Here is a 25,276-nt window from a genome sequence, read left to right as displayed (position 1 = left end):
CGGTGCTTAAAACCTCAACACAAACAAAGTGATTGAAGGGAAGGCCACCAGCAAGGCGGTGCGCAAAAGATCACTCAGCACAAAAGGCATGATGGCGCGGTAGGTCTGGGTGATGGGCGTGTCGCGGGCAAGCGAGTTGATGACAAACAAGTTCATGCCCACCGGGGGTGTGATCAAGCCCACCTCCACCACGATCAACACCAAGATGCCGAACCAAATGGCCAGCTCATCGGGGGGCAGGCCAAAGTCCAGGGCCGACACGATCGGGAAGAACACCGGAATGGTCAGCAAGATCATGGACAGCGAGTCCATGAAGCAACCCAAAATCACATAAAGCACCAAGATCGCCGTCAGCACCAGCAAGGGGCTCACGCCCCAAGAGGCCACAGCCGCTGCGGCTTCTTGTGGCAATTGCGACAGGGCCAAAAAGGTGTTGTAGACGCCGGCGCCCAGCACGATCATGAAGATCATGGCCGTGGCCACGGCAGTGCCCAGCAAAGCACCGCCCAGCGTTTTGCGGTTCAGGCCGCCGTTGAGCCAGGCCGCAATGCCGGTGCCAAACGCGCCCACAGCTGCACCTTCGGTGGGGGTGAAAATACCGCCATAAATACCACCGACGACCAGCAAGAAAATCAGCACCACAGGCCACACGCGGGCGGTGGCTTGCAGGCGCTCTTTCATGGGGGCGGGGGGCAAAGTGCCCATGTCTTGTGGTCGCAGCCGGGCATAAATGGAGATCACGATCACATAACCCACCGCCGCCAAAATGCCGGGAACAAACGCTGCCAAAAAGAGCTTCGCGATGTTTTGCTCGGTCAAGATGGCGTAGATGACCAGCACCACCGAGGGCGGGATCAAGATGCCCAGCGTGCCGCCAGCAGCCAAGCAGGCGGTGGAGATGCCGCCTGCATAACCTGCGCGTTTGAGTTCCGGCAGTGCGACCTGGCCCATGGTGGCCGCCGTGGCCAGGGAGGAGCCGCAAATCGCGCCAAAGCCCGCACACGCCCCCACCGCCGCCATGGCCACACCGCCTTTGCGGTGACCGATCCAGACCTCAGCGGCTTTGAACAGCGCTTTGGACAAACCGCCCAAAGCGGCAAATTGGCCCATCAGCAAAAACAGCGGAATGACCGACAGCGAGTAGCTGGAGAAGGTGCTGTAAGTGACCTGCTTGAGCTGGTTGATGATGGGCGTGACGTTGCCAAAAATCAGGTAGGCCCCGCCCAGGCCACACAGCATCATCGACAAGCCAATCGGGATGCGCACAAAAATCAGCAGAAGCAAAACTGGGAAAGACCACAGCGCCAGTTCAATCGTGTTCATGGGCAAAACTCCTGCTGGCAATCAGTGGCCAATGGGGCCGGAAACTTGAAGGTCTTCACCGGGCTTGGCCAGCCCCAACTGCATCAGGATGTGGCCCAAATAAGTGATGCAGCCCAGCACCGCGCCCAGCATGCACAAAGCAAAACCCCACCACAGAGGCATTTGCAAGATGAAGGTGGTTTCTTGGTTGGTGTACTTGTCCACCAGACCCGCCCACAAACGCCAGGTCAGCAGCAACCAGACCGCCAGCATCAGCACATCGCTGATCAAGCGGATGAAGCGCTGCAGTCCAGCCGACATGTGCGAATACAACAAGTCCACCGTGGCGTGACCACCTTGCAGGTAGCACCAGGGCATGAAAAAGAATATGGCCACGCCCACACCCATCTCGACCAGCTCGTAGTCGCCGGGCACGGGCCCCAGGCCCATGCCACTGAAGCTTCGCCCGATCACGCTGATCACCACGAGCAATGTCAGCAGTGTGAGTAACACGCCGCCGATCAAGGCACTCCAGCGGGCCATGTGGTGAACGAAGGTCATCATGGACAAAGACTCCGAGATGCTTGGGGCGCGCCCCAAAGTGGACAGAAAAAACCCGCCGACCAGCGGCGGGTGGTGTGCGGGCCCGAGGGCACCGCATGTGATCACTTGCTGTGTTTGGCGATCAGCTCGCGGGCATCGGACAACAATTTGTTGCCGTCGATTCCCTTGGCGCTCACTTCTTTGACCCAGTCATCGGCCACCACGCTGGCCGTACGGCGCCAGCGTTGGGTCTCGGCTGCGTCCAAGGCCACAATGTTGTTGCCCGCTTTTTGTGCAATGGCGCGACCCACTTTGTCGCCCTCGTCCATGGCACGTCCAAAAAAGGCGGCAGTCTCCAAGCCCGAATTTTTGTCGATCACCTGCTTCAAGTCAGCGGGCAATTTGTCATAAGACGCCTTGTTCATCGACACCGCAAAGGTGGAGTTGTACAAACCATTGGCGCCGTAGAAGGTCGTGTGGTTCTTCACCAACTCATGAACCTTCAGGGCTGGACCCACTTCCCAAGGGATGGTGGTGCCCTGGATCACGCCCTTGGACAAAGCTTCAGTCACGGCAGGCACAGGCATGCCCACTGGGGTTGCGCCCAACTTGGTCAGCATGTTGTTGATGATGCGCGAGCCGCCACGGATCTTCATGCCCTGCAGACTCTCCAGCCCGGTCACGGGGGACTTGGTGTGGAAGAGGCCAGGGCCATGGGTGTGCACGGCGATCAGCTTCACGTCTTTGAACTCATCGGTGGCATTCTTTTGCACGTACTCCCACAAGGCTTTGGAGGAGGCTTCACCTGTGGTGGTCAGGAAAGGCACTTCAAACACTTCGGTCTTGGGGAAACGGCCGGGGGTGTAGCCGAGCACGGTCCATGTCAAGTCAACAATACCGTCCTTGGCCTGGTCAAACAACTGGGGCGGTGTGCCGCCGAGTTGCATGGTGTTGAAAATCTGCACCTTGATGCGACCACCGGACTCAGCTTCGACCTTTTTGGCCCAAGGCACGATGGCTTTGGCCGGGATGGTGGCCTGTGGCGGCAGCATCTGGTGAAAACGCAAGGTTACGTTTTGGGCCTGTGCGGCACCGATAAAGGCCGTAGCGCCCAAAATGGCCAACACGGCACGGCGAGGGGTCAGTTGAGACATGGTGTGCTCCTGGTTATGTTTTATAAACAAATACAGGTGGCGATGCTACCCAGTTTTGCCAATTTGGTGACTGAGGCTTTACCCTTAGATTTGCATCAGAGCATGCGCTACAAAAAAGGCCTCCCCGCTTTCGCAGGCACGCCTTTCGTATTCAAAAGAGCAAGTCAATCAGTTCTTGTGCAACTCGGCGTTCAATTCGCCCCAGCTCTTGTTGCGCGGAATGGCGTGCAGCGCGCCGCTCTGTGAGTCGCGGCGGAACAGGATGCCGTTTTTGCCGGACAGTTCTTTGGCCTTCATGACCGAGCCATCGGGCATTTGTACGCGGCTGCCGCCGGTGATGTAACAACCGGCTTCGACGATGCAGTCGTCGCCCAGCGAGATGCCGATGCCGGCATTCGCCCCCAGTAAGCAGCGCTTGCCCACCTTGATGACTTCTTTGCCGCCACCCGACAGCGTGCCCATGATGGACGCGCCGCCGCCGATGTCGCTGGCGTCATCGACCACCACACCCGCGCTGATGCGGCCTTCGACCATGCTGGCGCCCAAGGTGCCCGCGTTGAAGTTGCAAAAACCTTCGTGCATGACGGTGGTGCCGCTGGCCAGGTGCGCGCCCAGGCGCACGCGGTCGGCATTGGCGATGCGCACGCCAGACGGAATCACGTAGTCGGTCATTTGGGGGAATTTGTCCACGCCCTTGATCTCCAGCACGCGGCCTGTGCCACGGGCTTTGAGGCGGGCGGCGGGCACATCGGCCAGGGCGCAGGGTCCAAAGTTGGTCCAGGCCACGTTGGGCAGCAGGCCAAAAATGCCGGTTACGTTGGCACCGTGTGGCAACACCAGGCGGTGGCTCAGCAGGTGCAGGCGCAGGTAAGCGTCGTGGGTGTCGGCGGGCCCATCGGCCAAGCTTTTGATCTCGGTGCGCACAGCGACCACGGTCACGTTGCGCACGGCGCAAGGGGCCAAGGCCTGTGCCACGTCAGCGCCCAAAGCGGCAACGGCTTCGGCTTGTGTCAGGCGGGTGCTGCCGCTGGCGGCCACATCGGCTGCCAGTTCGGGGGCGGGGAACCAGGTGTCCAGCACGGTGCCGTCGGCGGCGATGGTGGCCAGGCCTGTGGCGCGTGCGCCAGTGGTTTGGAAGGTGCTCATGTTGGGGCTCCGAAAAAATAGCCCGCAGAGACTACGGGCTGTTGCAAAAAGGTGGCGAGATTATCGCGGAAGGCTGCGTGTCACGAATTATTCACGCGTCCTTCATAGACTGATCGTTTTAAACGGATCACTGGTTTGGGCTCAGAAACGGTCCTCCGCCCAGACGCACCACAGAGCCACATTCCAGACCATGTCCGCCAAACATTTCAACCCGAGTGCAGTCCGATGGCATCTGCTGGGCGTGCTTGTGATGGCCAGTCTGCTGAGCGCGTGCATGCCGCGCCAGCTGCTCGTCAACAGTGCTGCCGATGCTCTCACAGCCCAAGGCCAAGTCGAGGAAGAGGACATCGGTTTGGCGCGAGAAGCCAGCGCTTTCTATCTCAAAGTATCCGAATCTTTGTTGCGTCAAACGCCCGGACATCTGCCGTTGGCCGAATCGGTGGCCTCAGGTTTCACGCAATATGCCTACGCTTTCGTGGCGTTTGAGGCTGAACGTGTGGCCTACGCCGATGCCAAAGCTGCGCAGCAACTCAACGAACGTGCACGGCGCTTGTATGGGCGGGCGCACCGCCACGCCATGGCCGCTTTGAACCAATCGAGCCCTGGATTTTCTGCCGCCTTGGCGCAACCGCAATCCGCACTTTGGCCCAAGCTCCGGGCCGAACAAGTGGGCGTGGCTTATTGGGCGGCTGCTTCTTGGGGCGCGTACATCGCGCTGTCCAAAGACGACCCCGATGCGGTGGCCGATTTGCCTTTGGCCGTGCGACTGGCCGAGCTGGCTTGGCGCACCACGCCCAACCATGGGCAAGGGGATTTGGTCAGCTTGATGGGCAGTTTTGAGGCCGCTCGCCCGGGTGGCTCGAGCGCCAAAGCTACCGCATTTTTTGACCAAGCGTTTGCAGCCAGCGGTGACCGAAGCCCGGGGCCCTTGGTGGCCAAAGCCGAGGCCATCGCCCAAGCGGCGGGGGACCGACCAGCGTTTGAAGCATTGTTGAAACAAGCACTGGCCGTGAGCGCCGGGCGCACCGACCTGTCGAGTCAAATCATGCGCCAGCGCGCGCAATGGTTGCTGGACAACGCAGACGATCTTTTTTAATTGGACATGAGCATGGCAGGAACAATGCGTTGGGTACAAGGCACAACATGGGCGCAATGGCTGAGCGCATCGCTGGCAGTTTTGGTGATGGCGAGCGCACCGACAGTGCAAGCCAACACCCAGCAGTTGCGCATCGGGTCTTTGGTGCCGAAAAACTCGCTTTATCACCGACAACTGATCGACATCGCTGACAGCTGGCGCACGGCGCAAGGCGCGGGGGCCCGGTACGTGGTGTTCCCGGACGGTGCGCAAGGGGGCGAGGCCGAAATGGCGCGGCGCATGCGCATTGGCCAGTTGCAAGGGGCTTTGCTGTCGGTGGTGGGCTTGCGTGAAATCGAGCCCTCGATTGCGGCACTGCAAGCCATGCCACTTTTGTTTCGCAATTGGGAAGAAGTGGATTACGTGCGCGAGAAAATGCGCCCGGCCATGGAAAAAAAGTTCATGGACAAAGGTTTTGTGGTGCTGGCATGGGGCGATGCGGGCTGGGTGCGTTTCTTCTCCAAAGAAGCCGCGCTCAGGCCCGATGACTACAAGCGCATGAAGTTTTTTGCCTGGGGCTCGGAGCCCGACCAGCAAAACATCATGAAAAGCCTGGGCTACACGCCCGTGCCATTGGAAACCACCGACATCTTGCCCGCCATCCAGACGGGCATGATCAACGTGGTCCCTTCAACGCCCTACTTTGCTTTGGCGACGCAGGTCTACAACACAGCGCCTCACATGCTGGAGATCAATTGGGCCCCGATTGTGGGTGCCTTGGTGGTGACCCGCAAAGCGTGGGAAGGCATGTCGCCCGAGGTTCAAAAAGTGGTGCGTGCGGCCAGCGACAAGGCGGGGGCAGAAATCCGCACCAAAGCGCGGCAAGAGGTCGAAGAAGCGGTAGATGCGATGAAAAAGCGAGGCCTCACGGTCAACAAACCCAATGCCGCACAAATGAAAGAATGGAACGACTTGGCCGAAAAACTCTACCCTCGCATTCGCGGCACCATGGTGCCTGCAGAGACTTTTGACGAGGTCATGGCCCACCTGAAAACCTTTCGCGCAGGCTTGGCCAAGTGACGCCACATTCAGAGACCCCTCCAAAAAGCGCATGGCCCATTGACGAATGGTTGTCGTCGGCCGCGTTGGCGCTGATGGTGTTGATTCCTGTCGTTGAAATTGTGATGCGTCCTTGGATGGGCAGCGGCATCGACAACGCCCCTGTGTTGGTTCAGCACCTGGGCTTGGTGCTGACCATGTGGGGCGCATTGGCGGCCGAGCGCCATGGACACTTGACCACGCTGGGCGGTGGTGTGCGCAGCCATGACACTGCCGCACACAACGGGGCCAAGCCTTGGGCGCATGTCTTCGCCTACGGCTTATCGGCCTTGCTCTGCGGCATGTTGGCTGTCAGCGGTTGGCGTTTGGTGGACAGTGAACGCGGGGCAGCCCAAATTTTGGCCTATGGCATCCCCATTTGGTGGGTGCAGGCCAGCATGCCTTTGGGTTTCGGTTTGTTGGGGTTGAAGTTGGGCCGGCGCTGCGCCTTTGGGGTGAGCACTTGGCCGCTTCAGTGGTTGTCGGGTTTGCTGCTCACTTTGCTCGGGGTGATGGGAGCCGCACAGTTTGACGGCACGGCCATGCCCTTGTGGCCAGCCCTCATGCTTTTGCTGGTGGCTTTGTTGGCGGGTGCGCCAATTTTTGCAGTGCTGGGTGGCTTGGCGTTGGCATTGTTTTGGCAAGACGGTATGCCTCTGGCGTCGGTCGCGCTCTCGCACTATCAAATCACCGTGAATCCGTCTTTGCCGGCTTTGCCCTTGTTCACCTTGGCGGGCTTGGTTTTTGCACGCACGGGGGCCGCGCAAAGACTGGGCACTTTGTTTGTGGCCTTGTTGGGGCAAGGCGCCACGGGCACGGTGCTGGCTGCCGCCTTGTTGTGTTCGTGTTTCACGGCCTTCACCGGAGGCAGCGGGGTGACCATCTTGGCTTTGGGTGGCTTGTTGTTGCCCTTGCTGATCAAGACCGGCTACCCCGAGAAACGGGGTATCAGTTTGGTGACCAGCGCCAGTGCTTTGGGCGTCTTGCTGGCGCCTTCTGTGCCGCTCATCATGTACGCCATCATCGCCCGCGTGCCCATCAACACCATGTTCTTGGCGGGCTTGTTACCCGCCTTGGTCATGGTGGCTTTTTTGTTGGTGTTTGGGGGGTATTTGCGCCGACCCAGCAGCGCAGACCAAGATGCCATTGCCCCAGCACCATCGGCGCAGCCCTTACAAAGCCCTTTGCTTTGGCCATCTGTCTGGGCAGCCAAATGGGAAATTCTCGCACCCGTGGTGGCCATCGGCTCCTTGGTCAGTGGTTTGGCCACGCCCACCGAGAGCGCGGCTGTCACCGCGTTGTACGCCATCTTGACCCAAGCTTGGGGACACCGTGAATTGGGCTGGCGGTTGCTTGGCAAATGCCTGAGCGAGTCGGCTCAAATCATCGGTGGTGTGCTGTTGATTTTGGGCATGGCCTTGGCGTTGACCAATTTTTTAATCGATGCCGGTATTCCAGATGCCGCTATTGAAGCCGTGCAAACTGCCATCCCCAACAAGTTCTTGTTTTTGTTGGCGCTGACAGCGTTTTTGCTGCTGGCCGGTGCGCTCATGGAAATTTATGCTGCCATCGTGGTCTTGGTGCCCTTGCTCTTGCCCGTGGCCATGAGTTATGGCATTGACCCGATTCACTTTGGCATCATTTTCTTGGCCGCCATGGAGATGGGTTTTCTGTGTCCACCGGCGGGCATGAACATTTACTTCTCGTCGGCCATGTTCAAAAAGCCAGTGAGTGAAGTGGCTGTGGCGGTCTTGCCCGCTTTGTTCGCGATTTTTTTGGGCACGTTGGCCATTGCATCGGTCCCGTGGCTGGCCACGGGTTTGCCGGGTCTGCTCGGCGTAGAGGTTTGATCGCTGTTCAGTTGTGACGCTTGGTGAACTTGGCCGCGCACTCTTGGCATATGAAGGTGCGCTGGTTCAAAAAGCGTGTAAAAGTACCCAGCGCGCGCGGCTTGTGCAGCCCGCACCGGTAACAACTCATGGTGCCCATGTTGGCCGAATCTTGAAACGGTGAGCCGCCCCCCTTGAAGGTGTAGCGAAGGCCATCGGATGCCATGATCGATTCGGCTTCAAGCTTGAGTGCTGAGGGCATGGTTTTGAGGTGAGGTTGAAAGAAGAATAAATCGAGACTGAAATTTTGGAAACTTCTCAGGCCAAAGCCAACCCAGGTGCGGTGGCCAGCCAAAGTGCGTCAATGTCACGTAACTTTTGCCTGTCGAACCTGTCTTGTTCTTCCCAGTAGCGTCCAGATTCAACCCAATAGCCCAAGTCGGATTCGGCGTTCAAAGCCGATTCAACCGCACAGGGCGATGGCGTTTCAACATGGGGGCGCTGGGTCAGCGTTGCCAAAGTCGTCAACGCCAGGCGTGGAAAACACAGCCTGGATTTTTTGCGCTCAGACAGGTTGACCACGGAACAGCCGTTTTGGTGTGCCAAGGCCTGCAGCCGCAAAGACTTGGCTTCTAAGCTTTGCAAGGTGACGTCAGGTCGTAGCGGGTCGGCCGTGCCCAGGCCATAAAAATGGGTCGACTCTCCGGGCTGGGTTTCATAGACCATGTCGCAGCCGACGTAAGCGATGACGTCGGGCTTGAGCGCCCCCAGAGCCCAGTAACCAGCGGTGAATGACATGGTGCCTCCCGCATATACAAAGCCACCAAACTCATTTTGGACAGGTACAAACTCTTGAGCCGTGACAATGCGCCTGCCGCACAGCGCATCATCACCAGGTCGACGATCGATGGGAAAGTCTTCCGGGTAAATCAAGCAACTCCATGACGGGCAAGCCTTCCAAGCGTTGTTGATCACAACGGTATGCGAAAAGCAAGACGTGTCCCAATCTGCGGTCTTGATCGCATCGGGAGCGCTCCCAACGATGAGGACTTTATTCAATGCCGTTTTCATGAAGGATATGGAATGCCATGACTTCACCATATTGGTGGGCGCAAATGACAACTTGATGACCCAAGACCTTGGTTATCTGTGTCCAGCATGAGACTTTGAGCGGGTCTGGGTGGTGCCAAGGTGTCAGCTCGGCCATGGCTTGGCGCAAATCAGACAGCGGCCAATCCTCTTCTGGGCGAAGATTAACCCCATGAACCTCTCCACCACCTTAGACGCCGACCAGGTTGCGCACCTGCGCAGCTGGGAAGGCCGCAGTGAAACATTCGCTGACGACATCGTGGCCGCCCCACTGCGTGGCCAAAGTGCGCTGCTCGACCGCGATGACTCCCGCCAAGCCGCAGGCAGCGAAGTGCCGCCGCTGTGGCACTGGCTGTACTTTTTGCCGCAGGCCCCACAAAGCCAGATCGGGCCCGACGGCCACCCGCTGCGCGGGGGCTTTTTGCCGCCCGTGCCGTTGCCGCGCCGCATGTGGGCCGGTGGCCTCCTGAAGTGGCAAACCGACAACCCGCTGCGTGTGGGCGACGCTGCGCAAAAGCATTCCCGCATCGCCTCGGTCAAACACAAGGCAGGCCGCACGGGCGACCTGCTGTTTGTCGAAGTTGAGCACGCTTTGAGCAACGCTCAAGGCCTGTGCCTCACCGAAACCCACGACATCGTTTACCGCGCAGCAGCGGTGCCCGGCGCGGCTGAAGTCGCCCCCACCGCAGCCGAGACCGACGCGCCTTGGCAGCGCGAGTTTGTGCCCGATCCGGTGTCGCTGTTTCGCTATTCGGCGCTCACCTTCAACGGCCACCGCATCCATTACGACCGCAGCTATGTCACGCAAGAAGAAGGCTATCCCGGCCTCATCGTGCACGGCCCACTCATTGCCACCTTGCTGGTGGACCTGGTGCGCAGGCAAGTGCCTGCTGCGCGCCTGGCTTCGTTCCAGTTCCGCGCCGTGCGCCCCACCTTTGACCTGCACCCCTTCCGGCTGAACGGCCGGCCGTCTGCTGATGGCAAAACGGTTGAGCTGTGGGCCTGCGACCATGAAGGCTGGCTCACCATGCAAGCGCAAGCCACCTTGGCCTGACACTTTTTGGCGTGAAACTTTTCACCGGCTCCCAAGACATGAACACCTCACCCGATCAATACCAAGACATCCGCGACGCCGTGCGCGCCCTGTGCGCCCAGTTTCCTGACGAGTACCACCGCAAGGTCGACGAAAAACGCGCTTACCCAGAAGAGTTTGTCGACGCCCTCACCAAGGCGGGCTGGATGGCCGCGCTGATTCCTCAGGAATACGGCGGCTCGGGCCTGTCCATGGCCGAGGCCTCGGTCATCATGGAAGAGATCAACCGCTCGGGTGGCAATTCGGGCGCGTGCCACGGCCAGATGTATGTGATGAATGCCATCGTGCGCAGCGGCTCGGACGCGCAGAAAAACACGCTCTTGCCCAAGATCGCCACAGGCGCGTTGCGCATCCAGTCCATGGGCGTGACCGAGCCCACCACGGGCAGCGACACCACCCAACTCAAAACCACCGCCGTGCGCAAAGATGGCCGCTGGGTCATCAACGGCCAAAAGGTCTGGATCTCGCGCATCCAGCACAGCGACCTGATGATCTTGCTGGCCCGCACCACGCCTGCCGACCAGGTCGCCAAGCGGTCTGAGGGCCTGTCGTGTTTCCTGATTGATTTGAAGCAGGCCATTGGCAACGGCCTGACTGTGCGGCCGATTTTGAACATGGTTAACCACGAGACCAACGAGCTGTTTTTTGACAACCTGGAGATCCCCGAAGACGCGCTCTTGGGCGAAGAAGGCAAGGGCTTCAAGACCTTGCTCGATGGCCTGAACGCCGAACGCGTGCTGATCGCGGCCGAGTGCATTGGCGACGGCTATTGGTTCATCGACCGTGCCACCCAATACGCCAAAGACCGCGTGGTGTTTGGTCGCCCTATCGGCCAAAACCAGGGTGTGCAGTTCCCGATTGCCGACGCCTTCATTGAGCTGGAAGCCGCCAACCTCATGCGCTGGAAGGCCTGCGAAAAAATCGACGCGATGCAAAACGCCGGGGCCGAAGCCAACATGGCGAAGTACCTCGCGGCCAAGGCCAGCTGGGAAGCGGCCAACGTCTGCCTGCAAACGCACGGCGGTTTTGGCTTTGCTTGCGAGTACGACATTGAGCGCAAGTTCCGCGAGACCCGGCTTTACCAAGTCGCCCCGGTGTCGACCAACATGATCTTCAGCTATGTGGCCGAGCACATCCTCGGGCTGCCGCGTTCGTTTTGAAGGAAGCGGCGAAACACTGTGTGTAGGTGTGCGGTCTCCGACCGCGACCAAGCACCGCTTCTTCGCGGTCGGAGACCGCTCCTACAGGGGCCAACCCAACCGCATGCTTTCATTGAATAAATCTGAGGGCCAGAAAGATATGACCAGACCTTTGGACGGCATCACCGTCGTCTCTCTCGAACACGCAATTGCCGCGCCCTTTTGCACCCGCCAATTGGCCGACCTGGGCGCGCGTGTCATCAAGATTGAACGCCCCGGTGTGGGTGACTTTGCGCGGGCCTACGACACGCGGGTGCGCGGCCAGTCCTCACACTTTGTGTGGACCAACCGCTCCAAGGAAAGCCTGACGCTGGACCTGAAAAACCCCGACGCCATGGCCGTGCTGAGCAGCCTGCTGCAAAGTGCCGACGTGCTGGTGCAAAACCTCGCGCCTGGTGCAGCCGCACGCATGGGTTTGTCGTTCGAGGCGCTCAGCCCCAAGCACCCGAAGTTGATCGTGTGCGACATCTCGGGCTACGGCGAAGATGGCCCCTACCGCGACAAAAAAGCTTATGACCTGCTGATCCAAAGCGAAGCGGGTTTGTTGTCGGTGACCGGCACACCCGATGCGCCATCCAAGTCGGGCAACTCGATGGCCGACATCGCAGCCGGCATGTACGCCTACACCAACATCCTGTCGGCGCTGCTCTTGCGCGGCAAGACGGGCGTGGGCAGCTACATCGACGTGTCCATGCTGGAAGCACTGGCCGAATGGATGGGCTATCCGCTGTATTACGCTTTTGAAGGCGCTGCGCCTCCCCCTCGAACCGGTGCATCACATTCCAGCATTTATCCCTATGGCCCCTTTGCCGTCGGTGATGGCGGCACGGTGATGCTGGGCCTGCAAAACGAACGCGAATGGAAAGTGTTTTGTGAGGTGGTGCTGGGCGACGCTGCGCTGTGCAGCGATGTGCGTTTTTGCACCAATGCGCTGCGCAACGCCAACCGCGCCGAGCTGCAGCAACTGATCCTGGCCGTGTTTGCCGTCATGAGCACGGTCGAAGTCGAAGCGCGCTTAGACCAAGCCCAAATTGCCAACGCCCGCATGAACAACATGGCGGGTGTGTGGGCGCACCCGCAGCTCAAGGCGCGTGAGCGCTGGCAGCAGGTGGGCTCGCCCGGGGGGCATATTCCTGCTTTGCTGCCGCCTGGGCGCAACAACCGATACGACTACCGCATGGACCCCGTGCCCGCCGTGGGCGAGCACACCGACGCCATCTTGCGCGAGCTGGGGCTGGACGATGCGGCGGTGCAAGCGCTGCGTGACAGCCAGGCCATTTGAACCTGCCCTTCATTGCCAGCCGTGTGTCGTGAATCACCATCGCAGCGCCGAGTTGGTTGCGCTCGGTCAGGGCGGCGTGGATTTGGCAGCGTGGCGACTTTGCGCCCAGCACCCCAGGCAGCTTGATTCTTGGTTCAGCGACAATCAACGCTTAGACCCTCAAAGCCATGCACATCAAGACCTCCCCCCTCCTTTCCGTCCTCCTCGCCGTCGCCGCTGGTGTTTTGCTGCCCAGCTCAGCAACTTTCGCGGCCAAACAAGCCTCAGGTAAAACCACGGCGAGCAAGGCCACTGCCGCCAAGAAGGCTGTTGCCGGCAAGAAGTCTGCATCCAGCAAAAAAGCCACCGCCAACAAAAAGGCTGGCGCCAACAAGAAAGCTGGCGCCAGCAAGAAAGCTGGCGCCAGCAAAAAAGCGGCCCTCGCCGCCATCGCATTACCTCCTTTGGCGGCCCAAATCGCATTGGCCGACAACGCGCCTGCCCTGCCTGCCAAAGCTTGGTTGCTGATGGATTACGACTCTGGCCAAGTGTTGGCTTGGGCCAACGCCGACGAAGCTTTGCCGCCCGCTTCGCTCACCAAAATGATGACCAGCTACATCGTTGAGCAGGCACTGCGCACCGGCAAACTCAAGCCCACTGACCTGGTCACCGTGAGCGAAAACGCGTGGTGCCGAGGTACCAGCGCCGAGTCTTGCATGTATTTGCCGCTCAACAGCCAAGCCACGGTGATCGACCTGTTGCGCGGCATCATCGTGCAGTCCGGTAACGACGCGTCCAAGGCGATCGCCGAGCACATGGCGGGCTCCGAAGCGGGCTTTGCCAAGTTGATGAACGCCGAAGCCCAACGCCTGGGCATGACCAAGACGAACTTCGTCAACCCCACCGGCTTGCCCGACCCGGCACACAAATCGTCGGCGAAAGATCTGGCCATCCTGGCGCGGGCCATCATCCGCGACGGCGCGGAGTATTACCCCATCTACGCCGAGCGCGAGTTCAAGTACAACGGCATCAGTCAAGGCAACCGCAATGCCTTGCTTTACACCGACCCCAGCGTGGACGGCCTGAAAACCGGCCACACCTCGGAGGCCGGGTATTGTCTGGTCACCTCCGCCAAGCGCAACGAGATGCGCTTGATTTCGGTCATCCTCAACACGCACAGCGCACAAGCGCGTGCTGACCAGACGCGTGAGCTGCTCGCTTGGGGCTACAACCAGTTTGAAAAAGTCACGCCCATTCAGGCCACTGCGGTGGTCGCCAACGCCAAGGTCAGCTTTGGCAAGACCGATACGGTGGCTGCCGTGCTGGGCGAGCCGTGGATGCTGACCATGCCGCGCGGCCAGTCAGTGCAGACCCAGTTTGAACTCAAGCCGGGCCTGGAAGCCCCCATCGCCAAAGGCGCCGTGATCGGCAAAGTGGTCGCCACAGCCAACGGCAAGACTGTGGGGGAAACCTTGCTGGTGGCGCAGGCCGACGTGGAACGCTCTGGCTGGTTGCTGCTGGCGTGGCAGAAAGTGACGCACTTGTTTGGCAAGTGAGCGTTGACCCTTCGACTTGTCGCTGATCCGTGCTTCGGTGGTGAGCACTTGCAGGTCGTGATCAAGCGTTGACGTTCACCACCACCCGACCGCGCACCTGGCCCGCCAGAATCTCGGCGCCCAAGCCGATGGCGTCGGCCAGACCCACTTCGCGCGTCATGCGCTCCAGCTGGGCGGTGTCCAGGTCTTGCGCCAGACGCGCCCAAGCTGCTTCTCGCACCGCACGCGGGGCCATCACGCTGTCGATGCCGGCCAGTGTCACGCCGCGCAAGATGAAGGGTGCCACGCTGGACGGAAAGTCCATGCCTTGCGCCAGGCCGCAGGCCGTGACAACACCACCGTATTTCGTGCTGGCGCAGGCGTTGGCCAGGGTGTGGCTGCCCACGGTGTCAACCACACCGGCCCAGCGTTCTTTGGCCAGCGGCTTGCCGGGGGCAGACAACTCGGCCCGGTCGATCACGTCGGCCGCGCCCAGCTGGCGCAGGTAGTCGGCTTCTTGCAGGCGGCCGGTGCTGGCCACCACGCGGTAGCCCAGTTTGGCCAGCAAAGCGATCGCCACGCTGCCCACGCCGCCGCCCGCGCCTGTGACCAAAATATCGCCTTTGTCGGGTGTCACGCCGTGCTTTTGCAGCGCCATCACGCACAGCATGGCGGTGTAGCCTGCGGTGCCAATGGCCATGGCCTGGCGCGGGGTGAAGGCGGCAGGCAGTTTGACCAGCCAGTCGCCTTTGAGGCGCGCCTTTTGCGCCAGACCGCCGCTGTGGCTTTCGCCCACGCCCCAGCCGTTCAGCACCACTTGGTCACCCGCTTTGAACAGCGGGTGCTGGCTCTCGGTCACGGTGCCCGACAGGTCAATGCCAGGGGTGAGCGGGAATTTGCGCACCACGGGTGATTTGCCGGTGATGGCCAGGCCGTCTTTGTAGTTGATGGTGGAGAAGTCCACCTGCACCGTCACATCGCCTTCGGGCAGGGCGCTGTCATCCAGCGTTTTCAGGGTGCAGCGGTAACCGGCGTCGTCTTTTTCAATTTGCAGGGCTTGGTAAGTCATGGAGAGTCTTTCTATCAATGGGTGAATCGTCTTTTGTAGGAGCGGTCTCTGACCGCGATTCGGGGCTCGTGCATACGTGATCGCGGTCAGAGACCGCTCCTACAGAGGCAGCGCCACCGTGGCAGGGCCAGCTTCATTTGCGGTTGACCAGCACGATGCCCACAGCCACCAGCGTCAAGGACAGGATCAGCGTGAGGGTCACGGCTTCGCCCAACCAGAGCATGCCAAACATCAGGGCGAACAGCGGTGTGAGGAAGACAAAGGCCGAAATTTTGGTGGCCGGGTAGTGGCCGAGCATCCACATCCAGGCCAGGTAACTGGCGAATGCGCCCACCGTGGATTGCACCGCCACCGAGCCCATGGCAAAGCCGCTCCAGTGGCCGTCCCAAGGCTCGTCCATGGCGTGCGACAGCAGGCCTAGCACGACGGTGCTCACGGCCAGTTGGTAAAAAAGCAGTTTCTCAGCGGCCAGTCGCGTGAGGTTGGCGGCCCGGATGGCCACCGTCGTCAAGCCCCACAAAGCACCGGCCGCCAGACCCATCAGGTCACCCGTGGCCCCACCGCCGCCGAAACCTTCGCGCAGGGCAAACACCACGGCCGCAAAGGCGCAGGCCATGCCCAACCACTGCAGTGGCCGAAGGCGTTCGGAGCGAATGAATAAAGGCACCAAGGCAGCCACCCAAAAGGGCGAGGTGTACAAAAACACCGTCAACCGCGAGGCCGAGGTGTGCTGCAGGCCGATGTAGATGAAGGCAAATTCGGCTGCAAACAAGCAGCCCACCAGCAAACCCGCCCACAAGCTGCCATCGCGCTCAAACAGCCGCACTCCGCGCCATTGGCACCACAACCAAAGCAGCAGCGTGGCCCCCACGCCGCGCACCGCAGACTGGAACACGGGCGGTAATTCACTCACTGTGGCTTTGACCAGCACCTGTTGAAACCCCCAGAACATGCAGCACACCAGCAAGATGCCCACGGCCAGGGCATCCAGGTGGTCTTTTCGGGGGCGGGTCGAGGTACTCATGCCGCCGATTGTGACGCCCTCCATTCACATGATCTGTCACTTGAGGGTTTAGAGTTGGGGGTTACTTTGGTTGTTGTGGTGTGGTGTGGTGTGCGTTGGCGTGGACGTGGACGTACGGCGTGAGTCGCCGATGCCCCACATGCCTGTCATTGCGAGCGAAGCGCGGCAATCCATGGATCGCTTCGTTCCTCGCGATGACAGCCAATAATTCACACCCCTCACCCTCACCCTCACCCTCACCCCTCACCCCTCACCCCTCACCGCCTGATGTCCATCATCCCCAAACACCCTTGGTCACGACGCGACCTTCACCGCGCAGCCCTGGCAGCTGCATTGGCGCCGTGGTTCACGGCCGGTGTTCAGGCGCAAAGCGCGTCGCCGCGTTGGCGGGTCTATCCTTTCAGCCTGGGCGTGGCCAGTGGTCAGCCGCAGCCCAGCAGCGTGGTGCTTTGGACGCGCTTGCACATCGATGAAGCCGATGCCGACCGACAGGCCTCGGGCGCGCCTGTGGTCTGTGAGCTGTTTGCCGATGAAGCCTTGCGTCAACCGGTGCGGCAATGGCGCTTGAGCACCGACGCCCGCCGGGGCCACAGCCTGCATGTGCTGGCCGACAACCTGCAGCCGGGCCGGCATTACTGGTACCGATTTGCCAGTGGCAACGCCGTGAGCCCCGTTGGGCGCACCCGCACCAGCCCGGCTTTGAACGAGGCCGTGCGCCGCCTGCGCCTGGCACTGGCGTCTTGCCAGCATTACGAGCAAGGCCACTTCGCCGCGCACCGCGACATGGCCGCGCAAGACCTGGACTTGGTGCTCTTTGTGGGTGACTACATCTACGAAAGCAGCAATAAACAATACAAAATCCGCGCCCACGAAAGCGGTATGCCTTTCACGCTGCAGGCCTACCGCGCTCGCCATGCGCACTACAAGAGCGACCCCGACTTGCAAGCTTGCCACGCGGCCCACCCCTGGCTCACGACCTGGGATGACCACGAGGTGGTGAACGACTATGCCAACGACTTGGACCGAAATTTCACCGACCCGGCGGTGTTCTTGCAGCGCCGTGCGGCGGCGTATCAGGCTTATTTTGAGCACATGCCCCTGCGCCTGGGGCCCGACCCGCAGCAGCCCAGCCAGATGCGCATCCACGACCGCATGGCCTGGGGCACGCTGGCCGACTTGTGGACGCTGGACTGCCGTCAGCACCGCGACCACCAGGCTTGCCCCGACCTGATGCGCGGCGGCGGGCGCGTGGTCTTGGGCTGCGATGCGCTGGCCGACCCGGCGCGCAGCATGCTGGGCCAGGCGCAAGAGCAGTGGCTCACGGCGGGCCTGACGCAAAGCCAGCGGCGCTGGAAACTGCTGGCGCAGTCCACCTTGATGGCCAGCAGCGGCATTCAGACCCCTTTGGGGCGCAGTGCTTTTACGGATGGCTGGGACGGGTACCCGCAAGCACGCGCACGGCTCTTGCAGACGGTGGCCGATGCGCGCCTGAGCGATGTGGTCATGCTCGGCGGCGATGTGCATGCCAACGTGGCAGCGCAGTTGCGCGTGCAGCCTTGCGACGAGCGCTCGCCCGTCGTGGCCAGCGAGTTGGTCACCACGTCGGTGTCCACCCGGGGCATGTCGCCCAAACTCATGGCGCAAATCCAGCGCGATAACCCGGACATTCGCCATGCCCGATCGGACGAGCGCGGCTACACCCTGATTGACATCCGGCCTGAGCGCCTCGATGCGCAGTTCCTGACCACCCCGCACCCGGCCCAGCCCGATGCCCGACTGGCGCTGCAGGATCGCTGGACCGTGCAGCAGGGCGTGGCGGGCGTTGTGCCGGGGTCTTGAAAAGACCCGGCTGTATCCAAGGGTTACCATGCGGTCTTTTTTTGGGCTGCGCGGCTAGAATTGCCGCATGAACTCCACCCATGTGACCGCTCCCAAGAAATCTTTCAAAGTCCAGATGCTCGCCGCCCGCGAGACGGCCATCATTCAGTCGGTCAATCGGCTGTTGGCCGAAAAGGGCTTTGACGCGATGACGGTGGACGAGGTGGCTGCCGAGGTGGGCATTGCCAAAGCCAGCTTGTACAAGCACTTCACCAGCAAGGAAGAGCTGGCTTGCGCCGCCATGGTCACCGCCATGCGCCGAGCTCAAGAGGTGATCCAGAGCACCGACCCGCAGCAGGCCCCGCTGGACAAGATCAAGGCCGTGACGCGCTGGACCATGACGCTCAAGCTGCAAGGCCTGATGCCCTCACTGCCCAGTCAGAACTCCACCTTGCGCGCCACCTTGATGGCCAGCAAGGACTACATGGACGGCTTGATGGAAGTGAGCGACGCTTTGGGCGGCTGGATCGAAGAGGCGCAGGCCCAAGGCCAGATCAACAAGGCTTTGCCCGCTGTCGCGGTGCTCTACACCCTGTTTGCCCGTGCTTGCGACCCGGTGTTGGAATTTTTGAAAATGGGCGAGCAGCACACCGACGAGCAGATCCTCGATCTGGTGATGAGCACCTGCTTTGAGGGACTGAACGCCCGCTGAAACCGCTGTTTCAGCGCACCAGCAGAACAGGCACCTTGCAGTTCGCCAGCACCTGGGTGGCGACCGAACCCATGACCAGGTTGCCCAGGGTGCCGTGGCCGTGCGAGCCCATCACCACCAAGTCAAATTTGCCGCTGGCAGCGGTTTTGGAAATGGTCTCACCCGCATGGCCCACCTTGGACACGGTCTTGGCGTCGATGCCGTGGCGCAGCAAAAACTTGGTGACCGGACTGAGCACTTTTTCGGCTTCGTCGCGGTGGTAGCTGTTGACCATTTCCTTGCCCACAGCAGCCCGTGCGCGGGGTGGTAGTTGGGGGTTCACCGTCAGCAGGGTGTAGCTGTTGTTGGTGCTGAAGAGCTCGTCGTGCGTCGTCAGGTAGGCCAGCATTTTTTTGGTGTAGTCGCTGCCATCAACGGCCAATAAGATTTTCATGGGGGTCTCCTGTTGCGGATCAAACAAGTTTTGACTTTAATCGCAGCCACAGAGCCCCGTCTTGACTTGGGTCATGAGATTCGATGACCCTTGTGCACCAGACCACTTGAATGGATGCGTTGCCTCAAGATCCGCGTACCTCCAGCACGCATTGCGGCTTGAACATCAGTTGCTCGTTCTTGCGCGCATAACCGAGCGGGTTGGCCACCACGCGGCAGCCGTTTTGGGTGTAGTCGCTGGGGCAATGCAAATGGCCGTGCAGCCACAACTGGGCCTGGGGCAGCAAGTGGTCGAGTGCGTTACAAAAACCGGCGGTGCCCGGCACCCTGCCGTAGCGCGGGTCGGCACTGCCCAAGCTGGGTGCAAAGTGGGTGACGACCACGGTAGGGCCCTCAAAAGGCACGCTCAGCGCAGCGCTCAGCCAGTCTTGGCATTGCAGGGCTTGCTCGCGCAGACCTTCGGCCAGCCAAGGCTCACCTTGGCGCGTGGTGAGGGTTTTGCGCAGGTAATAGTTGGCCGCTCGAAAGGCCTTGTCGCGGGCTTTGAGTTGGCGCGTGAACTGGCTGTTGGGGTGGCTGAAGTGCGCCGGAATTTCGTCGGTCAGCGGGTCGGGGATGGGCTGTCCGGCCAGCGGCCCCAGGGCGTCAAAGTCGGTCCACAGCGTGGTGCCCACAAAGCGCACGCCGCCCATTTGCTGCACCTCGCGCTCCAGCCAGGTGATGCCCAGTCGCTCGCAGGTTTGGCGCAGCCGGGCGTGGGCCGAGTCAAAGTCCAGCCCGTCGTACTCGTGGTTGCCAGGCACAAACAGAACGGGGGTGGGCCAGCTGTCCAGTGGCGAAAACCGCGCCAGTCCAAAGTCGCCGTCGCCTGCCGCAGTGAGGGCCGAGCCAGTTTGGTAGGAGCCAATGTCACCCGCCAGCACCAGCACATCGGCACCGGGGGCCGGGCTGGGCATGAAGTCGGGGTTGGACTCCAGGTGCAGGTCGGATAGGAGTTGGATGTTCATGTGGGGATGTCGCTGGTCGGCGCAGGGTTGTCAAATGCCTGCCGGGCTACTTGTTGCAGTTGTGTGCGCAGCCATTGGTGCGGGCTGTCTTGATGGCGTTTTCGGTGCCAAATGGCATGCACTTGCACGGGCGGCACGTCAAAAGGCAAATCGTGCAGCACCAGTTCATGGGCCATGCCGGTGGTGGGTACAAAGTGGCGCGGCAGCACGGTGAGCAAATCGGAGTTCACCACCACCCGCCCGGCCGTGAAAAACTGGTTCACCGTGAGCACGATCCGCCTTTGCTGTCCGATGGCGGCCAGGGCTTCGTCCACAAAGCCGTAGGCCCGCCCGGAAAAGCTGACCAGCAAATGCCGGGCTGCGCAGTAGGCGTCCAAGCTGATGGGCTGCTTGGCCAGCGGATGGCCTTTGCGCATCACACACACGTATTCGCCCGAATACAGGCGCTGGTGTTCAAAAGGAATGGCCTCGCCAGACTGGGCGCGCGCCGTGAGGTCGGCCAGCACCGCTGGAAAGTAGCCCAAGGCGATGTCGGCGCTGTCTTCGCTCAGCAGTTTGCGCGGGTCGCGCGTGGTCAGGGGCAGCACACGCAAGGACACCCCGGGGGCCTGCAGCTCCAATTCGCGCGCCAGCCCGCCCATGAGTTCGGCAGCGGTGGCGTCGGCCATGGCCAACACAAAGGTGCTGTTGGCCTGCTGCGGCTCGAAAGCGCTGGGCACGATGGCCGCCTGCAATTGGCGCAAGGCCTCGCGCACGCTGGGCCACAGGGCCAAGGCCCGAGGTGTGGGCTCGATCCCGTGGCCGTGGCGGCGCACCAGCTCATCGCCCAAGGCCTCGCGCAAGCGGCGCAAGGCGTTGCTCACGGCCGGTTGGGTCAGTGACAAGTTGTGCGCGGCCCGCGTCAGGCTGCGCTCGGCCATGACCTCGTCAAACACCCGCAGCAAGTTCAGGTCGAGGGTACGAAAAGAGTGGGGAATCGCGGTGGGCATGAGAAAGTCTTTAACTATCACCATTATGAATGAGGGACATTAAGAATATAAAGTTGAGCAACACTAGTGAAAACCCTATGATTCGGGTTGTTGGATTGGCAGTTTTACTGTCAAAGACCAAAAAAACGAAACAAGGGAATTAAAAATGAATACCACCGTCAAATCTGTTTTAAACCAATTGCCGATGGGCCCCGCTGCCGTTGTGGCGGCCAGCTCGTCCAGCAAAACCCTCGCGAACTTGTTGCTCGCTGCAGGCGTGGCGGCACTGGTTGTGGGCGCTGATCAGCTGATCGACAGCTGGGCTGAATCCCATGTTGTGGCCGCCTGGCTGGCGCTGTGGGCCGTGGCCGTGCTGGCCATTGTGGTGCTGCGAGGCCTGACGCGTCACTTGGCGCAAAACCTGATGAGCGGCCTGGACGCCTGGTCGGCCCATGTGGCCCGCAGCCGCGCCGACGAGCGCTTGTGGTCCATGGCGCAATCTGACCCGCGCCTGATGAGCGACCTGCAAGTGGCCATGGACCGCGCCAGCGAAGCCCAAACCCCGGTGCGCGACTTGGAAACCTTGATGAACCGCCGCGCCGCCCGACTGGTGCGTGACCGGATGTACTACATCTGAGCGAAATCTTTGCGCTGAAACACGGCTTGCTCTTGAGAAAGGCCGCCCATTGGGCGGCCTTTTTCATGATGTTGACCCATCCTGCCAGAGGTTGACACCTTTTCCTCAAGGAAAAGGAAAGTCAAAGGGAATCAAGCAGACCCGTCCTGCAAGAGGTTGGTTATGGCTGAAATTGCGGTTCGGCACTGAACTGGGAAAAACCCTTGGATGGGTTGACACGGTGACAGGTGTATTGAACAATGAAAGCGCTTTCAAGAAAAGGGACTTTCGTGAAAAAAATAGCATTGTTGGTGGTGTGTGCCGTGTCATGGCACTCGGTCATGGCCCAAAAAACGACCATTACAGTTGCAGCTTTTCCAGCTGTGGATGAAATTGTCAAAGCATCGCTGCAAGAGTGGCAAAAACAGAATCCCAATGTGGAAGTGAAAGTGGTTGGGCGTGAATACGCAGATCATCACACGGCCATGACCACAGCGTTGGCTACGTCCACTGGACTGCCGGATGTCATGACCATTGAATATGGTTATTTAGGCAGGTTTGCGCAAAGCGGTGGTCTTGAGGACCTGGATAAATCACCCTACAAACTGAGTCAACACGCATCGAAGATGGTGCCGTACGCCATGGCCCAAGGGCGATCGGCCAGTCACGGGCAGGTGGCCATTCCCACCGACATTGGGCCGGGGGCTATGTTTTATCGCCATGACTTGTTGGCCAAAGCCAAGGTCAAAGAATCTGATTTGACCCAGTCTTGGGAAAGCTTTGTTGAAAGTGGTCTGAAGATCAAACAAAGTACGGGCGCGCATTTGGTCGCGCATGCGCGAGATGTCAAAGACATCGTGATCAGGACCGGCATACCCGCAGGTGAAGGGGTGTACTTTGATGCACAGGGCAAGTCCGTCATTGAGTCATCGCCAAGGTTCAAACGAGGATTCGAGATTGCTCAAAAGATCAGAGCACAGGGCCTGGATGGCAAGATCAACGCGTGGTCCAACGAATGGGGTGAGTCACTCAAACGAGGGACAGTCACGGTCCAAATGATGGGGGCTTGGTTGGGTGGCCACTTGCAAAATTGGTTAGCGCCCAACACCAGTGGACTCTGGCGCTCCACGGCTTTGCCAGAACGCATTGCAACATCATGGGGTGGGACTTTTTACGCCATCCCCAAGAAAGCTGTTCACAAAGACCTCGCCTGGAGTTTGGTGCAGCACCTCACCTTGAACAGTCGCCAGCAGCAAATGGCTTTTGAAAAATTCAATGCGTTCCCCGCATTGATCGACGCACAAAACGGCGAATTCTTCAACCAACCGGTGAGCTTCCTCGGGGGGCAAAAGGCCCGACTCGAATGGAAACAGACAGCATCACAAATCAAGCCCACCATGGTTTTTAAAAACGACAGCGTTGCTGAAGAGATCGTGAACGCCGAACTAGACTTGGTTTTGAATAAAAACAAACCCATTGATCAGGCCTTAAAAGACGCACACCGGCTGGTGCAAAGAAGGGCCAGTCGTTGATGAAACCGATATTGAAACCAGCCTTGGCACCTTATGTGCTGATCAGTCCGTTTCTATTGCTGTTCCTGGTTTTTGGGCTGTTCCCGATCGTCTTTTCCTTCATCCTCATGTTTCACATGTGGGATCCCGTTCAGGGATTGGCCTCAATGGAATATGTGGGATTGGAAAACCTGATTTTTGCGTTCGAGGATCCATTGGTTTGGACATCGCTGGGCAACACCTTGTGGATGGCTTTGGCGTCGGGCATGCCACAGCACTTGGTGGCCATACCACTGGCCTATTTGATCAATGAAAAAATGGGTCGCTGGCGCAATGCCGCCATGGGTGCCTATTTTTTGCCGTACATCACATCCACGGTGGCCATCGCCATCATGTTCAGCACCTTGTTTTCGACCGATTACGGCATGGTCAACGCAGCGCTGGCAGAGATGGCGAAATGGCCGTTGCTCACGGCAGTTTTGCCCGCCGAGAACATTGATTGGTTGGGCAGTCCAGAAGCCATCAAGCCCGTGGTGTCGGCCGTGGTTTTTTGGCGATACCTGGGCTTCAACGTGATTTTGTATGTGGCTGCCATGCAAAGTATTCCACGCGACTTGTACGAAGCAGCCCGGATGGATGGGGCCAAAAGCTGGCAACAATTTGTCTTCATCACTTTGCCACAACTCAAGCCCATCATGTTTTTTGGTGTGACCCTGACCGTGATTGGTGGGTTGCAGCTTTTTGAAGAGCCCTTCATTTTGACGGGTGGAAAAGGCGGACCCGAATACGCGGGCATGACCACCGCCATGTACATGTACCGCACGGCGTTTGACTTCAATGACTTTGGTTTGGCCAGTGCCATTTCATGGATGCTCTTTGTGATCATTTTGGTGATGACCTTGATCACGAACAAGGCATTTAAAAGCAAGGAGGGGCAATCATGACCCAGCCCATGTCTGACAGCAAATCGTCTCTTGGTGTGGTGGGCTGGTTTTTTGTGCTCGTCGGCGCACTGCTGATGCTCGGCCCCTTTTATTTCATGTTTGTGTTTGCCACGCAGCCACGCAGTGAAATTTTCAGTGTGCCGCCACCATTGTTTTTCGGGGACCATTTTTTTGAAAACATGAAGATCCTCATGGGGAAAATCCCATTTTGGCGAAATTTGGGATGGTCCTTGTATGTAGGATTCATGGGCACTGCACTGACCTTGTTGTTTTGCTCTATGGCGGGTTTCGCATTCGCCGTCTATGAGTTCCGATACAAGAAAGCCCTGTTCGCGTTGGTCATGGGCACCATGCTGGTGCCGTCATTTCTGGGCATGATTCCCACGTTCCTCATCATGGACGCGCTGAGTTGGATCGACCAACCTCGAGCCCTGTACTTGCCTGGTGCTGCACCTGCGATGGGCATTTTCTTGATGCGTCAATACATCAGCTCCGCCATACCCAAAGAGCTGATTGAGGCAGCCCGTATGGACAACTGTGGTGAATTCCGGATCTATTGGAGTGTGGTGGTGCCCCTTTTGGGGCCCGCTTTTGGCACCTTGGGGCTGATTGCATTCATCGCCTCCTGGAACAACTTCATTGGTCCACTGGTCGTGATGCGATCGCCTGAGATGTACACCTTTCCATTGGCCTTGCGCAGTGTGCAAAGCCCAGTAGACACCGAGTGGGGCGCCTTGATGGCGGGGTCAGCCGTGGCGGTGATTCCACTGCTGATCATCTTTATTTTCTCGTCCCGTCGATTGATTGAAGGCCTGACCGCTGGCGCAGTACGCGGCTAAACACAAAACAAA

At 59.8% G+C, this 25,276-nt stretch carries 24 protein-coding genes; 13 read left to right on the top strand and 11 right to left on the bottom strand.

Annotated features, from left to right (window positions below; translation table 11 throughout):
* Nucleotides 1-6: 6 nt before the first annotated feature.
* The 4 genes from B9Z50_RS15095 to dapD all read right to left on the bottom strand — a co-directional run bounded on the left by B9Z50_RS15095 (nt 7) and on the right by dapD (nt 4,145).
* Nucleotides 7-1,323 (bottom strand): TRAP transporter large permease, encoded by a 1,317-nt coding sequence (locus B9Z50_RS15095; RefSeq protein WP_108365577.1) that lies wholly within the window; start codon nt 1,321-1,323, stop codon nt 7-9.
* A gap of 21 nt (nt 1,324-1,344) precedes the next feature.
* Nucleotides 1,345-1,866, bottom strand: a complete 522-nt coding sequence (locus tag B9Z50_RS15090; RefSeq protein ID WP_108365576.1) for a TRAP transporter small permease — start codon at nt 1,864-1,866, stop codon at nt 1,345-1,347.
* A 101-nt stretch (nt 1,867-1,967) separates the two neighbouring features.
* On the bottom strand, nt 1,968-2,999 hold the full coding sequence (locus tag B9Z50_RS15085; RefSeq protein WP_108365575.1) for a TRAP transporter substrate-binding protein: 1,032 nt from the start codon (nt 2,997-2,999) through the stop codon (nt 1,968-1,970).
* 168 nt (nt 3,000-3,167) lie between these two features.
* A complete protein-coding gene (gene dapD / locus B9Z50_RS15080) occupies nt 3,168-4,145 on the bottom strand; it encodes a 2,3,4,5-tetrahydropyridine-2,6-dicarboxylate N-succinyltransferase (RefSeq protein WP_108365574.1) in 978 nt (325 codons plus the stop codon).
* Nucleotides 4,146-4,335: 190 nt separating this feature from the next.
* Here dapD and B9Z50_RS15075 point away from each other — a divergent pair, with 190 nt between their 5' ends.
* Genes B9Z50_RS15075 through B9Z50_RS15065 form a run of 3 tightly spaced genes read left to right on the top strand, consistent with a single transcriptional unit; the run spans nt 4,336 to nt 8,168 of the window.
* Nucleotides 4,336-5,241: a TRAP transporter TatT component family protein gene (locus B9Z50_RS15075; protein ID WP_108365573.1), complete on the top strand. Its 906-nt coding sequence runs from the start codon at nt 4,336-4,338 to the stop codon at nt 5,239-5,241.
* A 12-nt stretch (nt 5,242-5,253) separates the two neighbouring features.
* Nucleotides 5,254-6,300, top strand: coding sequence for a TRAP transporter substrate-binding protein DctP (gene dctP, locus B9Z50_RS15070; RefSeq protein ID WP_108365691.1), 1,047 nt, complete (start codon nt 5,254-5,256; stop codon nt 6,298-6,300).
* Nucleotides 6,297-8,168 (top strand): TRAP transporter large permease subunit, encoded by a 1,872-nt coding sequence (locus tag B9Z50_RS15065; protein WP_255418386.1) that lies wholly within the window; start codon nt 6,297-6,299, stop codon nt 8,166-8,168. The genes dctP and B9Z50_RS15065 overlap by 4 nt, the downstream gene beginning before the upstream one ends.
* Nucleotides 8,169-8,175: 7 nt before the next feature.
* Here the strand turns inward: B9Z50_RS15065 and B9Z50_RS15060 are convergent, their stop codons facing one another.
* Both B9Z50_RS15060 and B9Z50_RS17805 read right to left on the bottom strand, forming a co-directional pair.
* Nucleotides 8,176-8,409 (bottom strand): hypothetical protein, encoded by a 234-nt coding sequence (locus B9Z50_RS15060; protein WP_108365572.1) that lies wholly within the window; start codon nt 8,407-8,409, stop codon nt 8,176-8,178.
* Nucleotides 8,410-8,465: 56 nt separating this feature from the next.
* Nucleotides 8,466-8,945, bottom strand: a complete 480-nt coding sequence (locus B9Z50_RS17805) for a hypothetical protein (protein ID WP_199221765.1) — start codon at nt 8,943-8,945, stop codon at nt 8,466-8,468.
* A 463-nt stretch (nt 8,946-9,408) separates the two neighbouring features.
* Here B9Z50_RS17805 and B9Z50_RS15050 point away from each other — a divergent pair, with 463 nt between their 5' ends.
* The 4 genes from B9Z50_RS15050 to B9Z50_RS15035 all read left to right on the top strand — a co-directional run bounded on the left by B9Z50_RS15050 (nt 9,409) and on the right by B9Z50_RS15035 (nt 14,345).
* Entirely contained in the window at nt 9,409-10,290 is an 882-nt protein-coding gene (locus B9Z50_RS15050) for a MaoC family dehydratase N-terminal domain-containing protein (protein ID WP_108365570.1), read from the top strand.
* A 38-nt stretch (nt 10,291-10,328) separates the two neighbouring features.
* Entirely contained in the window at nt 10,329-11,489 is a 1,161-nt protein-coding gene (locus B9Z50_RS15045) for an acyl-CoA dehydrogenase family protein (protein WP_108365569.1), read from the top strand.
* A 139-nt stretch (nt 11,490-11,628) separates the two neighbouring features.
* Nucleotides 11,629-12,810, top strand: coding sequence for a CaiB/BaiF CoA-transferase family protein (locus B9Z50_RS15040; protein WP_108365568.1), 1,182 nt, complete (start codon nt 11,629-11,631; stop codon nt 12,808-12,810).
* 167 nt (nt 12,811-12,977) lie between these two features.
* The gene (locus tag B9Z50_RS15035; RefSeq protein WP_108365567.1) at nt 12,978-14,345 is read left to right on the top strand and encodes a D-alanyl-D-alanine carboxypeptidase family protein; all 1,368 of its coding nucleotides are present in this window, start codon (nt 12,978-12,980) and stop codon (nt 14,343-14,345) included.
* A gap of 61 nt (nt 14,346-14,406) precedes the next feature.
* On the opposite strand, the gene B9Z50_RS15030 is transcribed toward B9Z50_RS15035, so the two are convergent.
* Together B9Z50_RS15030 and B9Z50_RS15025 are read right to left on the bottom strand one after the other, a co-directional pair.
* Complete coding sequence (locus tag B9Z50_RS15030; RefSeq protein WP_108365566.1) at nt 14,407-15,393, bottom strand: MDR family oxidoreductase; 987 nt, start codon at nt 15,391-15,393, stop codon at nt 14,407-14,409.
* Nucleotides 15,394-15,526: 133 nt separating this feature from the next.
* The gene (locus tag B9Z50_RS15025) at nt 15,527-16,417 is read right to left on the bottom strand and encodes a DMT family transporter (RefSeq protein WP_108365689.1); all 891 of its coding nucleotides are present in this window, start codon (nt 16,415-16,417) and stop codon (nt 15,527-15,529) included.
* Between the two features lie 267 nt (nt 16,418-16,684).
* Between B9Z50_RS15025 and B9Z50_RS15020 the strand changes: the two genes are divergently transcribed.
* Both B9Z50_RS15020 and B9Z50_RS15015 read left to right on the top strand, forming a co-directional pair.
* Complete coding sequence (locus B9Z50_RS15020) at nt 16,685-18,256, top strand: alkaline phosphatase (RefSeq protein WP_108365565.1); 1,572 nt, start codon at nt 16,685-16,687, stop codon at nt 18,254-18,256.
* A 67-nt stretch (nt 18,257-18,323) separates the two neighbouring features.
* Nucleotides 18,324-18,947, top strand: coding sequence for a TetR/AcrR family transcriptional regulator (locus B9Z50_RS15015; protein WP_108365564.1), 624 nt, complete (start codon nt 18,324-18,326; stop codon nt 18,945-18,947).
* A 10-nt stretch (nt 18,948-18,957) separates the two neighbouring features.
* On the opposite strand, the gene B9Z50_RS15010 is transcribed toward B9Z50_RS15015, so the two are convergent.
* From B9Z50_RS15010 to B9Z50_RS15000, 3 genes are all read right to left on the bottom strand, one after another.
* A complete protein-coding gene (locus B9Z50_RS15010; RefSeq protein WP_108365563.1) occupies nt 18,958-19,380 on the bottom strand; it encodes a universal stress protein in 423 nt (140 codons plus the stop codon).
* Between the two features lie 124 nt (nt 19,381-19,504).
* Nucleotides 19,505-20,386: a metallophosphoesterase gene (locus B9Z50_RS15005; RefSeq protein WP_108365562.1), complete on the bottom strand. Its 882-nt coding sequence runs from the start codon at nt 20,384-20,386 to the stop codon at nt 19,505-19,507.
* Entirely contained in the window at nt 20,383-21,375 is a 993-nt protein-coding gene (locus B9Z50_RS15000) for a LysR family transcriptional regulator (protein WP_199221764.1), read from the bottom strand. The genes B9Z50_RS15005 and B9Z50_RS15000 overlap by 4 nt, the downstream gene beginning before the upstream one ends.
* A 145-nt stretch (nt 21,376-21,520) precedes the next feature.
* Here B9Z50_RS15000 and B9Z50_RS14995 point away from each other — a divergent pair, with 145 nt between their 5' ends.
* The 4 genes from B9Z50_RS14995 (at nt 21,521) to B9Z50_RS14980 (ending at nt 25,264) form a co-directional block, all read left to right on the top strand.
* Nucleotides 21,521-21,991, top strand: coding sequence for a hypothetical protein (locus B9Z50_RS14995; protein ID WP_146183227.1), 471 nt, complete (start codon nt 21,521-21,523; stop codon nt 21,989-21,991).
* Between the two features lie 269 nt (nt 21,992-22,260).
* On the top strand, nt 22,261-23,502 hold the full coding sequence (locus tag B9Z50_RS14990) for an ABC transporter substrate-binding protein (RefSeq protein WP_199221763.1): 1,242 nt from the start codon (nt 22,261-22,263) through the stop codon (nt 23,500-23,502).
* A complete protein-coding gene (locus B9Z50_RS14985; RefSeq protein ID WP_108365559.1) occupies nt 23,502-24,425 on the top strand; it encodes a carbohydrate ABC transporter permease in 924 nt (307 codons plus the stop codon). Before B9Z50_RS14990 ends, B9Z50_RS14985 begins: the two co-directional genes overlap by 1 nt.
* A complete protein-coding gene (locus tag B9Z50_RS14980; RefSeq protein WP_233249898.1) occupies nt 24,422-25,264 on the top strand; it encodes a carbohydrate ABC transporter permease in 843 nt (280 codons plus the stop codon). The genes B9Z50_RS14985 and B9Z50_RS14980 overlap by 4 nt, the downstream gene beginning before the upstream one ends.
* The last annotated feature ends 12 nt before the right edge of the window (nt 25,265-25,276 follow it).

The sequence above is a fragment of the Limnohabitans sp. Bal53 genome (assembly GCF_003063355.1).
In the GTDB taxonomy this organism is placed as follows: Bacteria; Pseudomonadota; Gammaproteobacteria; order Burkholderiales; family Burkholderiaceae_C; genus Limnohabitans_A.
The sequence above is the reverse complement of the archived record's forward strand: the minus strand, read 5'-3'. Positions and strand labels throughout refer to the sequence as shown.

Excerpts from the sequence above, each read along its gene's own strand:
- B9Z50_RS15095 (WP_108365577.1), bottom strand. The coding sequence starts at position 1,323 with ATGAACACGATTGAACTGGCGCTGTGGTCTTTCCCAGTTTTGCTTCTG.
- B9Z50_RS15090 (WP_108365576.1), bottom strand. The coding sequence starts at position 1,866 with ATGATGACCTTCGTTCACCACATGGCCCGCTGGAGTGCCTTGATCGGC.
- B9Z50_RS15085 (WP_108365575.1), bottom strand. The coding sequence starts at position 2,999 with ATGTCTCAACTGACCCCTCGCCGTGCCGTGTTGGCCATTTTGGGCGCT.
- dapD (WP_108365574.1), bottom strand. The coding sequence starts at position 4,145 with ATGAGCACCTTCCAAACCACTGGCGCACGCGCCACAGGCCTGGCCACC.
- B9Z50_RS15075 (WP_108365573.1), top strand. The coding sequence starts at position 4,336 with ATGTCCGCCAAACATTTCAACCCGAGTGCAGTCCGATGGCATCTGCTG.
- dctP (WP_108365691.1), top strand. The coding sequence starts at position 5,254 with ATGGCAGGAACAATGCGTTGGGTACAAGGCACAACATGGGCGCAATGG.
- B9Z50_RS15060 (WP_108365572.1), bottom strand. The coding sequence starts at position 8,409 with ATGCCCTCAGCACTCAAGCTTGAAGCCGAATCGATCATGGCATCCGAT.
- B9Z50_RS17805 (WP_199221765.1), bottom strand. The coding sequence starts at position 8,945 with ATGTCATTCACCGCTGGTTACTGGGCTCTGGGGGCGCTCAAGCCCGAC.
- B9Z50_RS15050 (WP_108365570.1), top strand. The coding sequence starts at position 9,409 with ATGAACCTCTCCACCACCTTAGACGCCGACCAGGTTGCGCACCTGCGC.
- B9Z50_RS15045 (WP_108365569.1), top strand. The coding sequence starts at position 10,329 with ATGAACACCTCACCCGATCAATACCAAGACATCCGCGACGCCGTGCGC.
- B9Z50_RS15040 (WP_108365568.1), top strand. The coding sequence starts at position 11,629 with ATGACCAGACCTTTGGACGGCATCACCGTCGTCTCTCTCGAACACGCA.
- B9Z50_RS15035 (WP_108365567.1), top strand. The coding sequence starts at position 12,978 with ATGCACATCAAGACCTCCCCCCTCCTTTCCGTCCTCCTCGCCGTCGCC.
- B9Z50_RS15030 (WP_108365566.1), bottom strand. The coding sequence starts at position 15,393 with ATGACTTACCAAGCCCTGCAAATTGAAAAAGACGACGCCGGTTACCGC.
- B9Z50_RS15025 (WP_108365689.1), bottom strand. The coding sequence starts at position 16,417 with ATGAGTACCTCGACCCGCCCCCGAAAAGACCACCTGGATGCCCTGGCC.
- B9Z50_RS15020 (WP_108365565.1), top strand. The coding sequence starts at position 16,685 with ATGTCCATCATCCCCAAACACCCTTGGTCACGACGCGACCTTCACCGC.
- B9Z50_RS15015 (WP_108365564.1), top strand. The coding sequence starts at position 18,324 with ATGAACTCCACCCATGTGACCGCTCCCAAGAAATCTTTCAAAGTCCAG.
- B9Z50_RS15010 (WP_108365563.1), bottom strand. The coding sequence starts at position 19,380 with ATGAAAATCTTATTGGCCGTTGATGGCAGCGACTACACCAAAAAAATG.
- B9Z50_RS15005 (WP_108365562.1), bottom strand. The coding sequence starts at position 20,386 with ATGAACATCCAACTCCTATCCGACCTGCACCTGGAGTCCAACCCCGAC.
- B9Z50_RS15000 (WP_199221764.1), bottom strand. The coding sequence starts at position 21,375 with ATGCCCACCGCGATTCCCCACTCTTTTCGTACCCTCGACCTGAACTTG.
- B9Z50_RS14995 (WP_146183227.1), top strand. The coding sequence starts at position 21,521 with ATGAATACCACCGTCAAATCTGTTTTAAACCAATTGCCGATGGGCCCC.
- B9Z50_RS14985 (WP_108365559.1), top strand. The coding sequence starts at position 23,502 with ATGAAACCGATATTGAAACCAGCCTTGGCACCTTATGTGCTGATCAGT.
- B9Z50_RS14980 (WP_233249898.1), top strand. The coding sequence starts at position 24,422 with ATGACCCAGCCCATGTCTGACAGCAAATCGTCTCTTGGTGTGGTGGGC.